Genomic DNA, 16,762 nt, shown 5'->3' with positions numbered 1-16,762 from the left:
TGACCAGAAGGGCTTCTAGGCGATCAGAAGGTGTAGGTCACGCCCATGCCGCCGAAGAACTGGTCTGCATCGCCGCGGATGGCGACGATCGGGCTGTCGGCGATGTCGCCCTGCAGCCGCGAATAGCTGCCCAGCACGAACACGCCCCAGCCGCCATCGAGCGCATTGCCCGAAAGGTCTAGGCCGACCAGTGCGCTGGTGCCGATCGACTTGAGGCCGCCGCCCGCGCGATAGCGGGGCAGGCCCGATGCCGCGCTGCCCGCGGCGTCGACGCTGAAGTAATAGTCGGCAAAATCGCCATCGACCAAATCGGCCGAGGCCGAGATGTTGACCACGCCCTTGGTGCCGAGCAGGCGGTTGTAGCTGACCTGCGGGGTGACGATTGCGCCCGAATGCGCGCCCGAAATGTCGAACACCGCATCAGCCTGGAAGGTCAGGCTGTCGAAGCGGTTGAAGATGCGGTTGATCTTGACCCCGCCGGTGGCACCGGTCTCGACCGCGATCGGGCGACTGCCGAGGCGCTTGACCACCGCGTCGCGGATGCGGTTGTTGCGCTCGATGCGCGCGCGGATCACGGGACCTGCGATATATTCGACCTTGGGCAGCACCGGGTCCTTGATCAGATCGACAAACAGTCCGGGGCCGCGCGCGCCGAAATTATAGCCCTTGTAGCTGCCCTGGACGACCGGCGCCGGGAAGAACACGTACTGGTTCGATCCCTCATAGCTGGGCACCATCCCGGCACCCAGGCCGACGGTCATGTAGAAATCCTGGGCGAAAACCGATTGCGACATGCGCGCGGCCTTGGCGAGCAGCCGGAGCTCCTCGGGTGTGGGGCCATAGGGCTTGGCTGCATCCGGAGCAGGCGATGGCGTCGCCTGGGCAAGATCGACAGGGCCCATGATGGCGGTGTCTGCTGTGGCATTCGGGGAAGGCTGGGCTGCGCTTTGTGCAAGGGCGGCGCTGCTGCCGCCGGCGACCAGGGCCAGGGCGGTAAGGGTCTTGAAGATCATTGAGGGCATCCTGTATTTAATTGCCCCCCGGCTGCTGTAAGCACCCGGGGAGGTGTCGTCGCAGCGCGTGCTGCATTGCAACAAATTGCGGCATGATTTGGGCCGACTTCCGATTTCCACAAGAGGCAGTCATTTGTAATTATATTTACATCATGACAGGCAGATTGGCGCTTTCTGATAGGGCAAGACACGAAATGTTGCACTGCACATTAGGATAGTCAGGGGTTCGGGCGTAATCCCGCATCATCAGATGTCAAGTTATGACACCTCGTGATTCGCAGAAGGAAGACGTCCCATGCCCTATACCGATCAAATCCGCGCAAGTGAGCAGCTTATCGGCTCCAAGCAGGGCCGCTGGACCGGCATCGATGCCGAGTCGGTCGCGCGCATGCAGCTGCAGAACCGTTTCCGCACCGGGCTCGACATTGCGCGTTACACCGCCAAGATCATGCGCGAGGACATGGCAGCCTATGATGCGGATTCGTCGCAGTACACCCAGTCGCTGGGCTGCTGGCACGGTTTCATCGCGCAGCAGAAGATGATCTCGATCAAGAAGCACTTCGGCACCACCAAGCGCAAGTACCTGTACCTGTCGGGCTGGATGGTCGCGGCGCTGCGCAGCGATTTCGGACCGCTGCCCGATCAGTCGATGCACGAGAAGACCAGCGTGCCTGCGCTGATCGAGGAGCTCTACACCTTCCTGCGTCAGGCCGATGCACGCGAACTCGACCTGCTGTTCACCGGCATCGACAAGGCGCGTGCCGCTGGCGACAGCGCAAAGGAAAAGGAGCTGCTCGCGCAGGTCGACAACTTCCAGACGCATGTCGTGCCGATCATCGCCGACATCGACGCCGGTTTCGGTAACGCCGAAGCCACCTATCTGCTCGCCAAGAAGATGATCGAAGCGGGTGCCTGCGCGCTGCAGATCGAAAATCAGGTGTCGGACGAAAAACAGTGCGGTCACCAGGACGGCAAGGTGACCGTGCCGCATGAGGACTTCCTCGCGAAGATCCGCGCGTGCCGTTATGCGTTCCTCGAACTGGGCGTCGAAGACGGCATCATCGTCACCCGCACCGACTCGCTGGGCGCGGGCCTCACCAAGCAGATTGCGGTGAGCAACGAGCCGGGCGATCTGGGCGACCAGTACAACAGCTTCCTCGATTGCGAGGAAATCGACCCCGCCACCGCGCGCAACGGCGATGTCATCATCAACCGCAACGGCAAGCTGCTGCGTCCCAAGCGTCTGCCTTCCAACCTGTTCCAGTTCCGCGAAGGCACCGGCGAGGACCGCTGCGTTCTCGACAGCATAACTTCGCTGCAGAACGGCGCCGACTTGCTGTGGATCGAGACCGAAAAGCCCCACGTCGAGCAGATCGCCGGCATGATGGACCGCGTCCGCGAGGTCATTCCCAACGCCAAGCTGGTCTACAACAACTCGCCGTCGTTCAACTGGACGCTGAACTTCCGCCAGCAGGTCTATGATGCGATGGTGTCCGAAGGTCTCGACGTGTCAGAGTACGACCGTGCCCAGCTGATGGACGCCAAGTATGACGATACCGAACTCGGCATCGCCGCCGACAAGCGCATCCGCACCTTCCAGGCCGATGGTGCCAAGCGCGCAGGCATCTTCCACCACCTGATCACGCTGCCGACCTATCACACCGCAGCGCTTTCGACCGACAACCTGGCCAAGGAATATTTCGGCGAGGCGGGCATGCTGGGTTACGTTCTGGGCGTGCAGCGCCAGGAACTGCGCCAGGGCATCGCCTGCGTGAAGCACCAGAACATGTCGGGCAGCGACATCGGCGATGCGCACAAGGAGTATTTCGCCGGGGAAGCCGCGCTGAAGGCTGGCGGCGTCAACAACACCATGAACCAGTTCGGCTAATCCGGATGGGTCAGAATAACCGATAGAGTTTTCCTGGGGAGGAAAAGGACCAACCCGCCGGTGGCAACGCCGGCGGGTTTTTCCTTGTGATGCGCAACTGCCCGCATGCTATGGTCGCCTTATACGGCAATCTTGGGGGGCGACGATGGCACGGGTTCTGGGACTGGGTGGTCTGTTCTTCAAGTCGGCGGATCCGGCGGCCACCTGCGCATGGTACCGCCGGGTGCTCGGGCTCGAGTTCGGTGAATGGGGCGGGGTGGTGTTCACGCCGGATGCCGCCGCCGCGCACCCGGGAGCCGGCACCGTCTTCTCGCCCTTCAGCGCTGACACCGACTATTTTTCGCCCTCGGACAAGGACTTCATGTTCAACCTGATGGTCGATGATCTCGACGGCATGCTCGCGCGCTGCGCGGCCGAGGGGGTGGAAACGGTGAAGCTGTTTCCGCCCGCACCCAATGGCCGCTTCGCACACATCATGGATCCCGACGGGCGCAAGATCGAACTGTGGCAACCGAGCCCGATGGAGGGTTGAGCGCGGCATTTCCCAACTAGTGTGAGAATCGCGCAGCATGGCGATTTCGCACAGTTGGCCACGCTGTGTTCGAGCGACCGCACCAGCTTGATCAAACCGGGGCGGATGATAGGCTCGCGCCATGCTGAAGCCACCGGACCCCGCGCCGCAACCCCAAACCCTGCTTCCGCCACCCAGTGCGCTGACGCTGTGGCTGTGCGGACTGGCAGGCGCGTGGCTGATGTATTTTGCGGTGTTCCTGCAGGTGCCCCAAGCCAGCCTGGGGTATGCCGCCATCAATGCGCTGGCCAATGTCGCGCCGCTCGCCTTGCTCGCCGCTGGAGCGCATCTGCTGATCAAGCGGCATGTGATGCGGCTGTCTGTCCCGGCTCAGATCATCAGCCATGTGCTGATCGGTTCGGCGTTCGCTGCGACATGGTTTGCGCTGGTCACGCTGACGCTGGCGCTGGTCGGCTATGTGCAACGCGGGCAATTCGACCTTTCCGGCTTCACCGGAGGCGCGTTCATCTGGCAGAACCTGCAAGGGCTGGTGCTCTACTGGGCGCTTGCCGCCACCACCTATGCGGTGCGTGGCGGGCGGTCCGCGGCGCCGGTCACCATCGTTTCCGTGCCCCCGCTTGAACGCTATCTGACCCGCAAGGGCGACGACATCGCGCCGGTCCATGTGCGCGATATCATCGTTATCGCGGGCGCGCAGGATTATGCCGAGGTCACCACGCTGACCGACACGCATCTGGTGCGCATGAGCCTGAGCGAGTTCGAGCAGCGGCTCGATCCGCAGCGCTTCATCAGGGTCCACCGCTCGCGGATCATTAACATCGACCACCTCGATTATGCCGAGCCCGCCGGGGCGGGGCGCCTGATCGCGCACATGACCGATGGCACCATTGTTCCGCTCAGCCGGACAGGCTCGCAAAGTTTGCGCGCATTGATCGTCTGACGGGTCCGTTCGCAGGATCGATCTGTCCGTTCACGGCAAAATTCCCGCGCGAAAGGGTGCCCGGCGCATTTGGAAGCTCCATCAACCTTGGAGCATCGCGATGATTCCTTTGTCCCCCACAGATATCGGCACGATAAGCTCTCTGGACCGGCGCGAACTGCTGCGCGGCCTGGCAGCGGTCGGCAGCTTGAGCGGTCTTGCCGGCCCGGTCTGGGCCGCGGCAGGTGAGACAGCGGCGACAGGCGGGCGCACCCGCATCATCCACGGCGTCACCCTGACCGACCCATTCGGCTGGCTGGACGATGCAGCGCTGGATGATCCGCAGGTGATCCGGCTGAGGGCTGAATTCGACGCCGCAGCCCATCAGGTGATGGCTCGGCTGGAAGCGCTCACCCGTCGGCTGCGCGCCGAGGCGGATGCCGCCAGCCCGCCCCCATCCGACCCTGCGCCCGTGCCCGACGACGCATACGGCTATTGGAGCGATTGGTCGCAAGGCCGCCGTCAGCTCTGGCGGATCCATCTTGCCAGCGGCGCCCGGCAATTGCTGCTCGATGCCGCAGAGACCGATGCCGACGGCAAGGCGATCGGCAATGTCGTGGCTTGGGGAATTTCGCCCGACGACGCAACCTTGGCGTTTGCCACAGTTGCCGTGCCCGAACATCATGACATCCGCTTCAAGCACATCGCGACGGGCCAGTTGCGGACCGAGGTGGTGCGCGATGTCGGAGTGCAGATCACCTCGGAGCGGCTGGTCTGGACCGCCGATGGCCGCGGGATCATCTATGGCGAGGTCGATGCGTCGGGGCGGCCGTGGCGGGCGCGCATCCATTGGCTGGGACGGCCGCAGGTCGGGGCGCCGATCATCCACGAGGAAGCCGACCCTGGATTCTTCATCGAAATCCGCCAGACCAGCTCGGGCCGCTTTGCCGTAATCCACTCGAGCTCGGTCGACACCACGGAAGCACGGCTTGTCGACCGCGAAAACACCGACTCTGTGCGACTGGTAAGCGCGCGGAGGGCCGGCAGGCTTTATGCCGTCGATCATGGCGGCGGCGATGCGCTCGATATTCTCACCAACGACACTCACCCCAATTTCCGCCTAGTGAACGCGCCACTGGGCCAGCCGGACCGGTGGAGCGAGCTGGTTCCGGCGCAGGATCGAACCGGCCTTGCATGGCATCAGGCATTCCGCCGTCATCTGGTCGTGGCGGAGCGCCATGAAGGGAACAGCCGGGTGCGGGTGTTCGACCGGGCCAGCGCCACATGGCGAATCGTCGACATTCCCGAGCCGGTGGCGGTGGTCGGCTTCGACCGCTGGACCGCCGGCCCCGAGGCCAATCGCGAGCCCGAGCCTGCACAGCTGCGGCTGGGGGTGGAGACATTTGCGCAGCCCAAGGCGCTGTATGAATACAGTTTTGCAGAAGGCGCGCTCAAGAAGCTGCAAGCGGGCACCGCAGCATCAGGCCTCTACCTTGCCGAGCGTCTGCAGGCGATTGCGCCCGATGGCACGATCATCCCGATGTCGATGATCCGCCCGCGCACAGGCCCCCTGCACGGGGCGGTGCTGTATGGCTACGGGGCCTACGGCGTCCCGTCCGATCCCGAGTTCGATACCCAGCGCTTCAGCCTGCTGACGCGCGGCGTGGCCTATGTGATTGCCCATGTCCGCGGCGGCGGCGATCTGGGCGGGGCATGGCACGATGCCGGGCGCGGGGAGGCGCGCGGCAAACCGGTCGATGACTTCATCGCCTGCGCCCGGGCATTGGTGGCGCAGGGCATCGTCCCGCCCGGCAAGGTCGTCAGCATGGGGCGATCCGCCGGGGGATGGCTGGTCGGCGCAGCTTTGAACCGCGCGCCGGATGTGTGGGCAGGGGTGATGGCCGACGTGCCCTATGTCGATGTCCTGAACGCGCTGCTCGACCCGGAGAGGCCGCTTTCCGCCACCGAAACCTCCGAAGTCGGCGATGTCATCCAGGATCCCGCGGCCTTCGCCCGGGTGCTGCGCCTGTGCGCCTATCAGAATGTCCCGGCGCGCAAGCTTCCGCCGGTCTATCTTACCGCCTCGCTCGCCGATGTGCGCATTCCATGGAGTGGGGTGCTGAAATATGTCGCCCGGCTGCGGGCGGCGCACCCGGACAACGCCGTTGCCCTCCGGCTCGATCGCGACGGCAACCACTGGGGCCCCGCCGATCGCGAAACGCGTGACCTATGGCGGGCCGAGCGCGTGGCCTTTGCGCTCAAGGCGCTCGATCTCGTCTAGCAACGTGCCGCAGCTATATGGTAGCGCCACAGGAACGATGGCCCCTGCGCCGCGTAGACTGACTGCGGCGCATTTCTGCCGCCGCGAGGGATTTTCCACATCGATACCAGAACGCTCATGGCCTATGGGCTGGCACTGCTGCTTGGCCTTGCCATTGCAGGCACCATCGCCTTTTTCCGTTACAATTCGGTGCGGCAGAAGCACCGCCGCGGGCGTGTGCAGGACCAGAAGCGCGAGCAGGCGCTCAGGGCGGATCTCCAGCAGCGGCGGACCGATCTCGACGCATGAGGTGATGCAAGCGGAGCGGCGATCTGCCGGTGGTGGGCGCGGCCCGGATGTGGCACTATCGCCATGACCCCGGACCAGGTCGCAGCAGGCCCGATGGCATCAGGCGACCGCAGCACGAAAGCCCATCCATGTTCCGCTACATCGTTGCCTATCTTGCCACCGGCTTTGCCTTTGCGCTGATCGACAGCGTGTGGCTGAAGACCATGGCGCCGCGGCTGTATCAGCCGATCCTGGGCGAGATGCTCGCGCCATCCTTCAGGCTGGCCCCGGCGGTGGTGTTCTATGTGCTGTATATCCTGGGAATCCAGATATTCGCGATCGGCCCGGCGCTGGCCGATGGCCGCTGGCAGACCGCGCTGGTCAACGGCGCGTTGCTCGGCTTCTTCTGCTACATGACCTATGACCTCACCAACCAGGCGACCCTGGCGGTGTGGAGCACCAAGATCACCGTGCTCGACATCATCTGGGGCACATTCCTCACCGGCTCATCGGCGCTGGCAGGGTTCATGGTGACCAGGGCGATCTTCAAATAGACCGCACGACAGCTCAGCTTGAGGCGCGCACGATCAGTTGCGGCTCGAGCTGGACCGATTCGCAGGTCTCGCCATCGATCTGGCGGAACAGCATGTCGACCAGCAGCCGCGCGCCTTTCTCCAGATCCTGCCGGATCGTGGTCAGCGGCGGGCTGGTGTGCGCGGCGAGCATGATGTCGTCATAGCCGATCACCGCGACATCGCCGGGCACGGCAAGGCCCCGTTCGGCAAGCGCGCGCAGCACGCTCATCGCCACCACGTCGGACGCGGCAAAGATGCCGTCTATGCCGGGATGGTCGTCCAGAAACGCGCTGGCGGCGGCATAGGCCGCCTCCGATGTCAGGTGGATCGGCAGGGTGTAGACATCGTCGGCCAACCCGGCTTCGGCGCTTGCCTGCAGGAACCCCTGCTGGCGCTGGCCAAACTCGGGCGGGCTGGGGTTGCCCAGGAACAGCAGCTTGCGCTTGCCGCGCGCGATCAGGTGACGCCCGGCGATCAGCCCGCCCAGCACATTGTCCGACCCCACCGACACGTGCTTCTGCCCCGGAACCTGCGCGCCCCACACCACCAGCCCGCGATGCCGCGCGGCTGCGGCATCGAGCACTGCGGTCTGGTCCGACTGGCCGATGACGATCGCGCCATCGACCCGTCCGGAATCGAGCAGGTCGTCGAGCCAGTCATCGCCCGAGGGGATGACCCGCGAGAGCAAAAGGTCGAAATTGCGGTCGGTGAGCGCATCGGCGAGATGGCCCAGCATGGTCATGAAGAACGGATCGGACGGGTGCTGGTCGATCTCGTGGCCCATCGGAATGACTACGCCGATCGCCTGCGCGCGGCGCAGCCGCAGGTTCTGCGCGGCCTGGTTGGGCTTGAAACCGTGCGCGCGCGCGAGTTCGACCACCCGCTCGCGTGTCTTGGCGTTGATAATCGTCTTGCCCGCCAGCGCGCGCGAAACGGTCGAAACCGATACCCCCGCCAGCTCGGCCAGTTCCTGCATCCCGATCTTGCTGATGACCTGCGCCTTTCCTGCCCGATGCGTGCGTCCCCGGAAGGAGTTTACGTCTAATCACAAGTGGCGCGCGCGTCGAGCCAAGAAGACGTGCCGGAACAGCTTGCATCCTGATGGCCGATGTGTATTAATACAGCAATACACATGCGATGGAGTCGCCGAAATGGCCGTGAACTGGAAGCCCGTTGTTGTCCTGATCGTCGGCGTCGTCGCCATCGGCGCATGGAAGATGTCGGATGCTGCCGAGTTCGATTTCATCGCCGACATGGAAGAATCGGCAGGCAAGGAATCGGACAGCGGCGACTGGGCGTCGAGCTGGTCGGGCGAACCGTTCGACCGGATCACGCTTGCCGGGCCCGATAACCTCACCTTTGTCACACAGGGCGAGCATGCAGTCAGCGCCACCGGAGACGCTCAGGCGCTCAAGACCTTGCAGTTCAAGGTGCGCGACGGTGAGCTGCGCATCCGCCGCAAGTCCTCCGGATGGACGCTGGGAGATTCCGGCGAGGCAATGATCGCGGTCAGCGCGCCGGCCTTGCGCGGGCTGGTGCTCGCCGGGTCGGGTTCGGCCAAGGTCGACCGGATGGAGGGCGATGAGGTCAAGCTCACTGTGGCAGGATCGGGCGATGCCGCGGTCGGGCGACTGACTGCGAAGGAACTCGATGGCTCGATCGCGGGGAGCGGATCGCTGCGGCTGGCGGGCAGCGCCGATTCGACCGATATCTCGATCGCAGGCTCGGGCAGCGTGAAGGGAGAGAATTTCCGCAGCGATGCCGTCGATGTATCGATCGCAGGATCGGGCGATGTGACGATGCAGTCCGATGGCGTGGTCGATGCCAGCCTGATGGGATCGGGCGATGTCACCATCAAGGGCAAGGCCAAGTGCACCAGCAGCACGATGGGTCCGGGCACGCTGACCTGCGGCTGATGCAGCAGCCCTGCGGCGCGCGTGCGCGAAAGCCGTTGCGCACGGTGCTGGCTTGCTAGAATGTCTCCCGCAGAGCGGTGTCGCAGGCGCCACGCCGGGGAGGTCGATTTGAGCGCATCGCAAGCCAGCAGCCAGCCACAGGCCGATCCCGGTTTCTGGGACCGGCACATCATGCCGCGGCTCATCACCTTCTGCTGCGGCCAACCAGCGGTTGCCAAGGCGCGCAGCCGCATCGTGCCGCGCGCGTCCGGCGAGGTGCTCGAACTGGGCTGTGGCGGCGGGATCAACCTCGATCATTATGACCGGTCGCGGATCACCCGGCTATCGGGCGTCGATCCCTCGCCGCAACTGCTCGACACCGCGCGGGCCAAGGCGCAGGCGCGCGGGTTCGACGTCGATTTCCGCCCCGGTATCGCCGAGGCATTGCCCTTCACGGATGCAAGTTTCGACACCGTGCTGACCACCTTCACCTTGTGTTCGGTGCAGGACCCACGCGCCGTGCTGGGCGAGATGCGCCGGGTGCTCAAGCCCGGCGGCACCATCCTGTTCCTGGAGCATGGCGCTGCGCCCGATGCGGGACCAGCGCGCTGGCAACAGCGCATCGAGCCGGCGTGGAAAAAGATCGCGGGCGGCTGCCATCTCACCCGGCCGGTCAGCGAGGCGTTCCGCGCGCAGGGGTTCCGCTTGAGCGACTGCCACAACCGCTATATGCCCAAGACTCCCCGTTTTCTGGGGTGGATCGAGATGGGGGAAGCGCGCGCATGAAGGGTCTTGTGATCGCGCTGGCGGTGCTGCCGGGCTGTCTCGCCGGGCTGGGCAGTGCCGAGGCGGCCGAACGGCGCTTCACGCTGTCGGGGTTTGACAAGGTCCGCATCGAGGGCGATGTCGCGGTCGAGATCAGCTCCGACGCCGCGCCCTTTGCGCTGGCCAGCGGCGATCCGCGCGCGCTGGAGGCGTTGAGCCTGAAGGTGCAGGGCGGCACGCTGTACATCCGTCGCGCACGGCGCAACGCCCCGGTGGAGGCGCGCAAGCGCGCGGCCTTGCCCGATGCGTTGCCGCTGGTGCGGCTGAGCGCACGCGCGGTGCAGTCACTGACCGTGCTGGGTCATGGCAGCGCGCGGATCGACCGGCTGGCAGGCGCGAGGCCCAGCGCGACGATGGATGGCAACGGATCGGTCGAGATCGGCTCGGTCAGCGCGGATGCGATGGCGATCAACGTCAACGGCAACGGCAGCCTCAAGGTCGGCGGCACCGCAGCGCGCGCACGTGCGGTGATGCTGGGTGAGGGATTGATCGAAGGCGGCGGGCTGACGCTCGGCGCGCTCGAATTCATCGGCGAGGGCCCGGTGCGCGCGCGGCTGACGGTAAACGGCCCGGCGCGGATCGCGGTGAAGGGCGATGCCGATATCCAGATCGGCGGCAAGCCCGATTGCACCGTACGCCAGACCGGCACGAACGCCATCAGCTGCGGCGGCGGTCTGGCCGTGCGCTAGATTCGGCTCGCTAGATGCGATCTGCGCGCGCTACCGATTCCGATGCGCGCAGCGCCATGATGATCTGCATCAGATGCGCGACATCGTGCACCTCAAGGTCGGATTCATAGGTGTGGAACGGCTGGTCGCGATTGGTCAGCTTGAGGTTTACGATGTTCGCCTTGTGGTGGCTGAAGATGCCCGCCATGTCGGCGAGCGTTCCGGGGCGGTTGTAGAGGATCGCGCGAATGCGCGCGGTCGCGCCTTCGGAATCGCTTTCCCATGACAGGTCGATCCAGTCGGCATCCACTCCGCTGACAAGGTTGAGGCAATCGATGGTGTGAACCTCGATATGCTCGCCCTGGCGGCGTAGCCCGACTATGCGGTCGCCCGGAACCGGGTGGCAGCATTCGGCCAGCTGGAAGGCGACGCCCGGGGTCAGCCCGCGGATCGAGATCGCGCGGTCCTGGCGCGGGAACTCGCGCAGCGCGGTCATCTCGTTGCTGCTGCCGGGGACCAGCGCGTCCATCAGATCCTGGTCGGTGATCTGGTTGGTGCCGATCGCGACGAGAAGATCGGTCTCGTCCTCCATCTCCAGCCGCTCGAGCGCCTGTTTGAGCGCCTTCTTGCCGATCTTTACCGGCAGCCGTCCGGCAATCTCGTCGAAGATCACCCGGCCCATCGCGGCGGTCTCTTCGCGCTCCTTGTCGCGGACATAGCGGCGGATCGCCGCACGCGCCTTGCCGGTGGTGACAAAGCCCAGCCAGCTGGTCTGCGGCTCCTGGCCTTCGGACTTGAGGATCTCGACGATATCGCCGTTGGACAGCGCGGTGCGCAGCGGAACGTTGCGTCCGTTGATCAGCACGCCCACCGCCTGATTGCCCAGATTGGTGTGCACCGCATAGGCAAAGTCCACCGCGGTCGCGCCCTTGGGCAGCTGGTGCAGCGCGCCCTTGGGGGTGAAGGCGAAGATGCGGTCCTGGTACATCGCCATGCGGGTATGCTCGAGCAGCTCGTCGGCATCCTGCGCGGTGTCGAGAATCTCGATCAGGTCGCGGATCCAGCCGGCCTGGCCATCTGGCCGGGTGCCGCCCTGCTTGTACGCCCAGTGTGCCGCCAGGCCGTATTCGCTCTGGCGGTGCATTTCATGCGTGCGGATCTGGATCTCGACCCGCATCGACCGGCCATGGATGATCGCGGTGTGCAGCGAGCGATAGCCGTTGCGCTTGGGGGTGGAGATATAGTCCTTGAACCGCCCGGGGATCATCTTCCACTTGCGGTGGATATGGCCGAGCGCGGCATAGCAATCGTCGATGCTGTCGACGAGCACCCGAAAGGCGATGATGTCGGTCATCTGCTCGAACGAGACGTGGCGTTCGGCCATCTTGCGCCAGATAGAATAAGGGTGCTTCTCGCGCCCGCTGACGTCCGCCGTCAGACCGTGTGCGCCAAGTTCGGTCTTGAGCGATTCTGCGATGCTTTCGACCTGGTTTTCGGCATTGGCCTTGATCTGGTCGAGGCGCCCGACGATCGTGTCATAGGCTTCGGGTTCGAGCTCGCGAAACGCCAGCATCTGCATCTCGCGCATATATTCGTACATGCCGACGCGCTCTGCCAGCGGGGCGAAGATATCCATCGTCTCGCGCGCGATGCGCTTGCGCTTGTCGACGCTTGAAATGAAATGCAGCGTGCGCATGTTGTGCAGCCGGTCGGCGAGCTTGACCAGCAGCACGCGCAGGTCGTTGGACATCGCGAGCAGGAACTTGCGCAGGTTCTCCGCGGCGCGCTCGTTTTCGGTCTGCGCCTCGATCTTGGAGAGCTTGGTTACGCCATCGACCATCTCGGCGACCTTCGGGCCGAACATGCGTTCGATCTCCTCGATCGTGGTCAGCGTGTCCTCGACCGTGTCGTGCAGCAGCGCGGTGATGATGGTTTCGACATCCATCTTCAGGTCGGTCATGAGACCTGCCACCTCGATGGGGTGGCTGAAATACGGGTCGCCGCTGGCGCGCTTCTGGCTGCCGTGCTTCTGGACCGAAAACACATAGGCGCGATTGATCAACGCCTCATCAGCATCGGGGTCGTACTCCTTGACCCGTTCGACCAGTTCATATTGTCTCAGCACCATTTGAATGTCGGTGCTTTGCCTTCAAATGCAACAGAAAAACGCGCCTGTGCAGGGTCATGCCCCGTTTCGCCGAAAGGCCGGGGGCAGGGCAAGCGGGCAGGGCCATCAAAGGGTCTGCACAGGCGCGCAAGGTTTGCCGGTCGGCGGACACCCAGGATGTGGGAGAACCGCGGGCGCCGCCGACCAGCTGGAAGAAAGCGGGCGGGTCAGCCCTTGGCGTTGCAGGCGGCCAGGTCTTCCTGGGCCATCGGCTCGCTGCGGGTTGTAAAGGCGGTCACCTCACCCATCTTGCGGGAGAGGCGGGTGCAGGCATTGACCGGGCGCGAGGTCGCCTTCGAACCCGAGCAGACCGTGCCTTCGCACTGCCACACCACGCCCTGGATGATCTTGGTGGTCTTTTCGACCGGAGCGGCAAGCTCCGCGCTGAAATAGCTGGCGCCGGGGGTCTGGGCGCTGGCGGTGCTGGCCTGCAGCATTACCATGCTGGAGAGCGACGCCGCGGCGATGAACACGATCTGGGTGAGGGCCTTGGTAAAACGGGGCATGAGGTTTGTCCTTTCAGCAATGTCCCGGGGGGAGGAAAACCGGGGGGTGTAATTTAGGTTGCGAATCACTACCTACATAAATAGGTTTCGAGTTGCAACTAGAAACTGAATTTTCATTGGCTTTGCTGCAATTTTGGATAAAGATGGCAGCCTGCAACGGATTTGAATGACCATGACCCAGACCCATCCTGCCAAACTGCGCGAACCGCTTGCCGAGATCGCTGCCTGTTGCAGCCTGCCGCAGGCGCTGGAGACGATGGGCGAGCGATGGTCGTTCATGATCCTGCGCGCCTCGTTCAACGGGCTGCACCATTTCGAGGAATTCCTCGAGGAGCTTGGCATCGCGCGCAACATCCTCTCCAACCGGCTGACCCGGCTGGTCGAAAGCGGCATCCTCAAGCGCGCCCCATGCGTCGATGACCGCCGCAAGATCGAATACCGGCTGACCGACAAGGGGCTGGACCTGCTGCCGACGATGATCGCGCTGCGTCAGTGGGGCGAGAAGTGGGAAAGCGGCGTGCCATCGAACCCGGTGCTGGTCGACGAGCGCGACCGCCGCGCGATCCAGCCAATTTCGATCCGCGCGCATGACGGCCGGGTGCTCACCCATCACGACCTGTGCTGGATCGACATCGGTGACCTGAACACCGGCGCGCTCGATGACGACCACGAAGGCGTGGTCAAGCGCATCGCGACGATCTGAGGGGCAAGCCCTCTCCCCTCCCGCCTGCGGGAGTGGAGAGAGTTTCGCTCTACCCCCCGCCTGCGGACAACCGCACCGCGCGTTCGCGCAACCGCTCGACCGCAGCGTCATGGATATCCGGCGCGCAGCACAGGACGCCGAAGGCATTGGCGCGCGGCTTGTTGAAGCGCAGTTCGCCGCCCAGCGCGTCGGTGACGCGGGCTCCGGCCTCCTCGGCGATGATCGCGGCAGCACCGATGTCCCATTCATAGCCCCAGCGCAGCGTCGCCAGCAGATCGGCGCGGTCGTCGGCGACCATCGCCATGCGCAGTGCGATGCTGTTGGGTTTTTCGACCACGGTCAGGTCGACATCCGCCTTGGGCAGGCTGTCGGTGGGTACGCGCGATCCCGCGAAGCTTTGACGCCGACTCGCCTTCAGCCTTTTGCCGTTGAGGAACGCGCCGCGACCGCGCGCGCCGATCCAGTATTCGCCCCGTGCAGGGGCGGCGAGCACGCCCATCACCACATGCCCATCCTCGACCAAAGCGACCGATATCGCCCAGCCGGTGCGGCCGCGCACGAAATCGCGGGTGCCGTCGATCGGATCGACCAGCCAGATCCGGCTGCAATCGAGCCGCGAGACGTCGTCGGCGGTCTCTTCCGACAGCCAGCCGGCATCGGGGACCAGCGCGCCGAGGCGATCACGCAGGAAATTGTCAACGGCAAGATCGGTCTCGCTCACCGGATCGCCAGGCATCTTGTCCCACACCTGCAGATCGCCCCCGGCGCGCGCAAACGCGGTGACGGCGATGGTACTCGCCTCTTCGACGATGTGCTTGATGGTGTCGGGAGAGACCTTGGTGCGCGACTGCATAGCCTGCTCTAGCGCGGAGCACGCCGTCGCAACAGTCCCCTCAACGCTCGCGGGTGGCGCTGAACGCGATGTCGGGATTCTTTTCCTGTTGATAGCCGATGTCCCAGGCCGAACGCGCCATGAACACCGGGTTTCCGTCGCGGTCCTTGGCCAGGTTGTTCATCGAGATCCGCTTGAACGCCTCGAGCGCATCGGCAGGGCCGGTGATCCAGCGCGCGGTATCGAACGGGGACATCTCGAGCACCGCCTCGACCTTGTATTCGGCCTCGAGACGGCTGATCAGCACCTCGAGCTGGAGCTGGCCGACCACGCCGACGATCCACTGGCTGCCGATCTCGGGGTAGAACACCTGGATCACGCCCTCTTCGGACAGGTCATCCAATGCCTTGCGCAATTGCTTGGTCTTGGTCGGATCCTTCAGCTGCACGCGGCGCAGGATTTCGGGAGCGAAATTGGGCAGGCCGGTGAACCGCACGTCGTTCTTTTCGGACAGGGTATCGCCCACCCGCAAGGTGCCGTGGTTGGGGATGCCGATGATGTCGCCGGGCAGCGCCTCATCGGCGAGCTCGCGGTCCTGCGCGAAGAACAGGATCGGCGAGTGCACCGCGATCGGCTTGCCGTGGCCCGAGGGGACCAATTTCATGCCGCGCTTGAACGTGCCCGAGACCAGTCGCATGAACGCGATGCGGTCGCGGTGCTGCGGGTCCATATTGGCCTGTACCTTGAAGATGAAACCGGTGACGTCCTTTCGAGTAGGCTCCACGGCTTCGGGCTGCGCAGGCTGGCTGCGCGGCGGCGGGGCGTGATCGGCGATGGCGTTGATCAGCTCCTCGATGCCGAAGCGCTTGAGCGCCGATCCGAAATAGACCGGGGTCAGGTCGCCATGGCGATAGGCCTCCAGATCGAAGCTGGCATAGCCGCCCTGGGCGAGCTCGGCCTCCTCGGTCAGCCGCGCGAGTGCCTGCGCCGACAGCACATCGGCGAGCTTCGGGTCGTCGATGCCGGTGAACTGCGCGGGCTTGTCGTCATATTCGCGGCTTGGCCCGCTGGGCTGCATCAGCTGGTTGCGCGCGAAGTCGTAAACCCCTTCGAACTGCCCGCCCATGCCGACCGGCCAGCTCATCGGGCACACGTCGAGCGCGAGCGCGTCTGCGACCTCGTCGAGCAATTCGAACGGATCCCGACCCTCGCGGTCGACCTTGTTGACGAAGGTGATGATCGGAACGCTGCGCAGCCGGCAGACCTCGAACAGTTTGCGCGTTTGAGGTTCAATACCCTTGGCGGCGTCGATCACCATGATCGCCGAATCGACTGCGGTCAGCGTGCGATAGGTGTCTTCGGAGAAGTCTTCATGCCCCGGCGTGTCGAGCAGGTTGAAGGTGATGCCCTTGCGCTCGAAGGTCATCACTGAGGAGGTGACCGAGATGCCGCGCTGCTGTTCGATCTTCATCCAGTCCGACCGGGCGCGTCGGGCAGCGCCGCGTGCCTTGACCTCGCCCGCCAGATGGATCGCGCCGCCGGTCAGCAGCAGCTTTTCAGTGAGCGTGGTCTTGCCCGCGTCAGGATGCGAGATGATGGCGAAGGTGCGGCGGTTGAGGGCGGTCATATCGGGGGCTTTGCTGATTATTACGGAAACCTGCGAAGCCGGGCGTCCGTGTTCTTATGGTTGC

General features: G+C 64.6%; 16 protein-coding genes. 10 read left to right on the top strand and 6 right to left on the bottom strand.

What is annotated here, in order from left to right; translation table 11 throughout:
• Window positions 1–23 precede the first annotated feature (23 nt).
• Entirely contained in the window at window positions 24–1,013 is a 990-nt protein-coding gene (locus BSY18_RS12330) for a MipA/OmpV family protein (RefSeq protein WP_171900228.1), read from the bottom strand.
• Window positions 1,014–1,308: 295 nt separating this feature from the next.
• Between BSY18_RS12330 and BSY18_RS12325 the strand changes: the two genes are divergently transcribed.
• The 6 genes from BSY18_RS12325 (at window position 1,309) to BSY18_RS12305 (ending at window position 7,454) form a co-directional block, all read left to right on the top strand.
• The gene (locus tag BSY18_RS12325; RefSeq protein WP_069050789.1) at window positions 1,309–2,901 is read left to right on the top strand and encodes an isocitrate lyase; all 1,593 of its coding nucleotides are present in this window, start codon (window positions 1,309–1,311) and stop codon (window positions 2,899–2,901) included.
• A gap of 145 nt (window positions 2,902–3,046) precedes the next feature.
• Entirely contained in the window at window positions 3,047–3,433 is a 387-nt protein-coding gene (locus tag BSY18_RS12320; RefSeq protein ID WP_069050788.1) for a VOC family protein, read from the top strand.
• A 121-nt stretch (window positions 3,434–3,554) separates the two neighbouring features.
• Complete coding sequence (locus BSY18_RS12315; protein ID WP_069050787.1) at window positions 3,555–4,373, top strand: LytTR family DNA-binding domain-containing protein; 819 nt, start codon at window positions 3,555–3,557, stop codon at window positions 4,371–4,373.
• Between the two features lie 100 nt (window positions 4,374–4,473).
• The gene (locus BSY18_RS12310) at window positions 4,474–6,633 is read left to right on the top strand and encodes a prolyl oligopeptidase family serine peptidase (protein ID WP_069050786.1); all 2,160 of its coding nucleotides are present in this window, start codon (window positions 4,474–4,476) and stop codon (window positions 6,631–6,633) included.
• A gap of 117 nt (window positions 6,634–6,750) precedes the next feature.
• Complete coding sequence (locus BSY18_RS21265; RefSeq protein WP_156317954.1) at window positions 6,751–6,921, top strand: hypothetical protein; 171 nt, start codon at window positions 6,751–6,753, stop codon at window positions 6,919–6,921.
• A gap of 128 nt (window positions 6,922–7,049) precedes the next feature.
• Window positions 7,050–7,454 carry a DUF2177 family protein gene (locus BSY18_RS12305; RefSeq protein ID WP_069050785.1) on the top strand — a complete coding sequence of 135 codons (405 nt, stop codon included), beginning with the start codon at window positions 7,050–7,052 and terminating at the stop codon, window positions 7,452–7,454.
• 13 nt (window positions 7,455–7,467) lie between these two features.
• Here BSY18_RS12305 and BSY18_RS12300 read toward each other — a convergent pair whose 3' ends face one another.
• Window positions 7,468–8,451 carry a LacI family DNA-binding transcriptional regulator gene (locus BSY18_RS12300; RefSeq protein ID WP_069050784.1) on the bottom strand — a complete coding sequence of 328 codons (984 nt, stop codon included), beginning with the start codon at window positions 8,449–8,451 and terminating at the stop codon, window positions 7,468–7,470.
• A 175-nt stretch (window positions 8,452–8,626) separates the two neighbouring features.
• On the opposite strand from BSY18_RS12300, the gene BSY18_RS12295 reads away from it, so the two are divergent.
• From BSY18_RS12295 to BSY18_RS12285, 3 genes are all read left to right on the top strand, one after another.
• On the top strand, window positions 8,627–9,391 hold the full coding sequence (locus tag BSY18_RS12295; RefSeq protein ID WP_171900227.1) for a head GIN domain-containing protein: 765 nt from the start codon (window positions 8,627–8,629) through the stop codon (window positions 9,389–9,391).
• A gap of 108 nt (window positions 9,392–9,499) precedes the next feature.
• Window positions 9,500–10,156 (top strand): class I SAM-dependent methyltransferase, encoded by a 657-nt coding sequence (locus tag BSY18_RS12290; RefSeq protein ID WP_335617667.1) that lies wholly within the window; start codon window positions 9,500–9,502, stop codon window positions 10,154–10,156.
• The gene (locus BSY18_RS12285) at window positions 10,153–10,884 is read left to right on the top strand and encodes a GIN domain-containing protein (protein ID WP_069050782.1); all 732 of its coding nucleotides are present in this window, start codon (window positions 10,153–10,155) and stop codon (window positions 10,882–10,884) included. The genes BSY18_RS12290 and BSY18_RS12285 overlap by 4 nt, the downstream gene beginning before the upstream one ends.
• A gap of 10 nt (window positions 10,885–10,894) precedes the next feature.
• Here BSY18_RS12285 and BSY18_RS12280 read toward each other — a convergent pair whose 3' ends face one another.
• Together BSY18_RS12280 and BSY18_RS12275 are read right to left on the bottom strand one after the other, a co-directional pair.
• Window positions 10,895–12,988, bottom strand: coding sequence for a RelA/SpoT family protein (locus BSY18_RS12280; protein WP_054134325.1), 2,094 nt, complete (start codon window positions 12,986–12,988; stop codon window positions 10,895–10,897).
• A gap of 209 nt (window positions 12,989–13,197) precedes the next feature.
• Window positions 13,198–13,536: a CC_3452 family protein gene (locus BSY18_RS12275; protein ID WP_054133929.1), complete on the bottom strand. Its 339-nt coding sequence runs from the start codon at window positions 13,534–13,536 to the stop codon at window positions 13,198–13,200.
• Window positions 13,537–13,708: 172 nt separating this feature from the next.
• Between BSY18_RS12275 and BSY18_RS12270 the strand changes: the two genes are divergently transcribed.
• The gene (locus BSY18_RS12270) at window positions 13,709–14,239 is read left to right on the top strand and encodes a winged helix-turn-helix transcriptional regulator (protein ID WP_069051895.1); all 531 of its coding nucleotides are present in this window, start codon (window positions 13,709–13,711) and stop codon (window positions 14,237–14,239) included.
• 49 nt (window positions 14,240–14,288) lie between these two features.
• Here BSY18_RS12270 and BSY18_RS12265 read toward each other — a convergent pair whose 3' ends face one another.
• Window positions 14,289–15,092, bottom strand: a complete 804-nt coding sequence (locus BSY18_RS12265; protein WP_069050781.1) for a 3'(2'),5'-bisphosphate nucleotidase CysQ — start codon at window positions 15,090–15,092, stop codon at window positions 14,289–14,291.
• A 40-nt stretch (window positions 15,093–15,132) separates the two neighbouring features.
• Window positions 15,133–16,698 (bottom strand): peptide chain release factor 3, encoded by a 1,566-nt coding sequence (locus tag BSY18_RS12260; RefSeq protein ID WP_054133931.1) that lies wholly within the window; start codon window positions 16,696–16,698, stop codon window positions 15,133–15,135.
• Window positions 16,699–16,762: the final 64 nt, after the last annotated feature.

The organism is Blastomonas sp. RAC04, from assembly GCF_001713435.1.
In the GTDB taxonomy this organism is placed as follows: domain Bacteria; phylum Pseudomonadota; class Alphaproteobacteria; order Sphingomonadales; family Sphingomonadaceae; genus Blastomonas; species Blastomonas fulva.
Note: the sequence above shows the minus strand (reverse complement) of the source record. Positions and strands in the feature narration are given on the sequence as shown.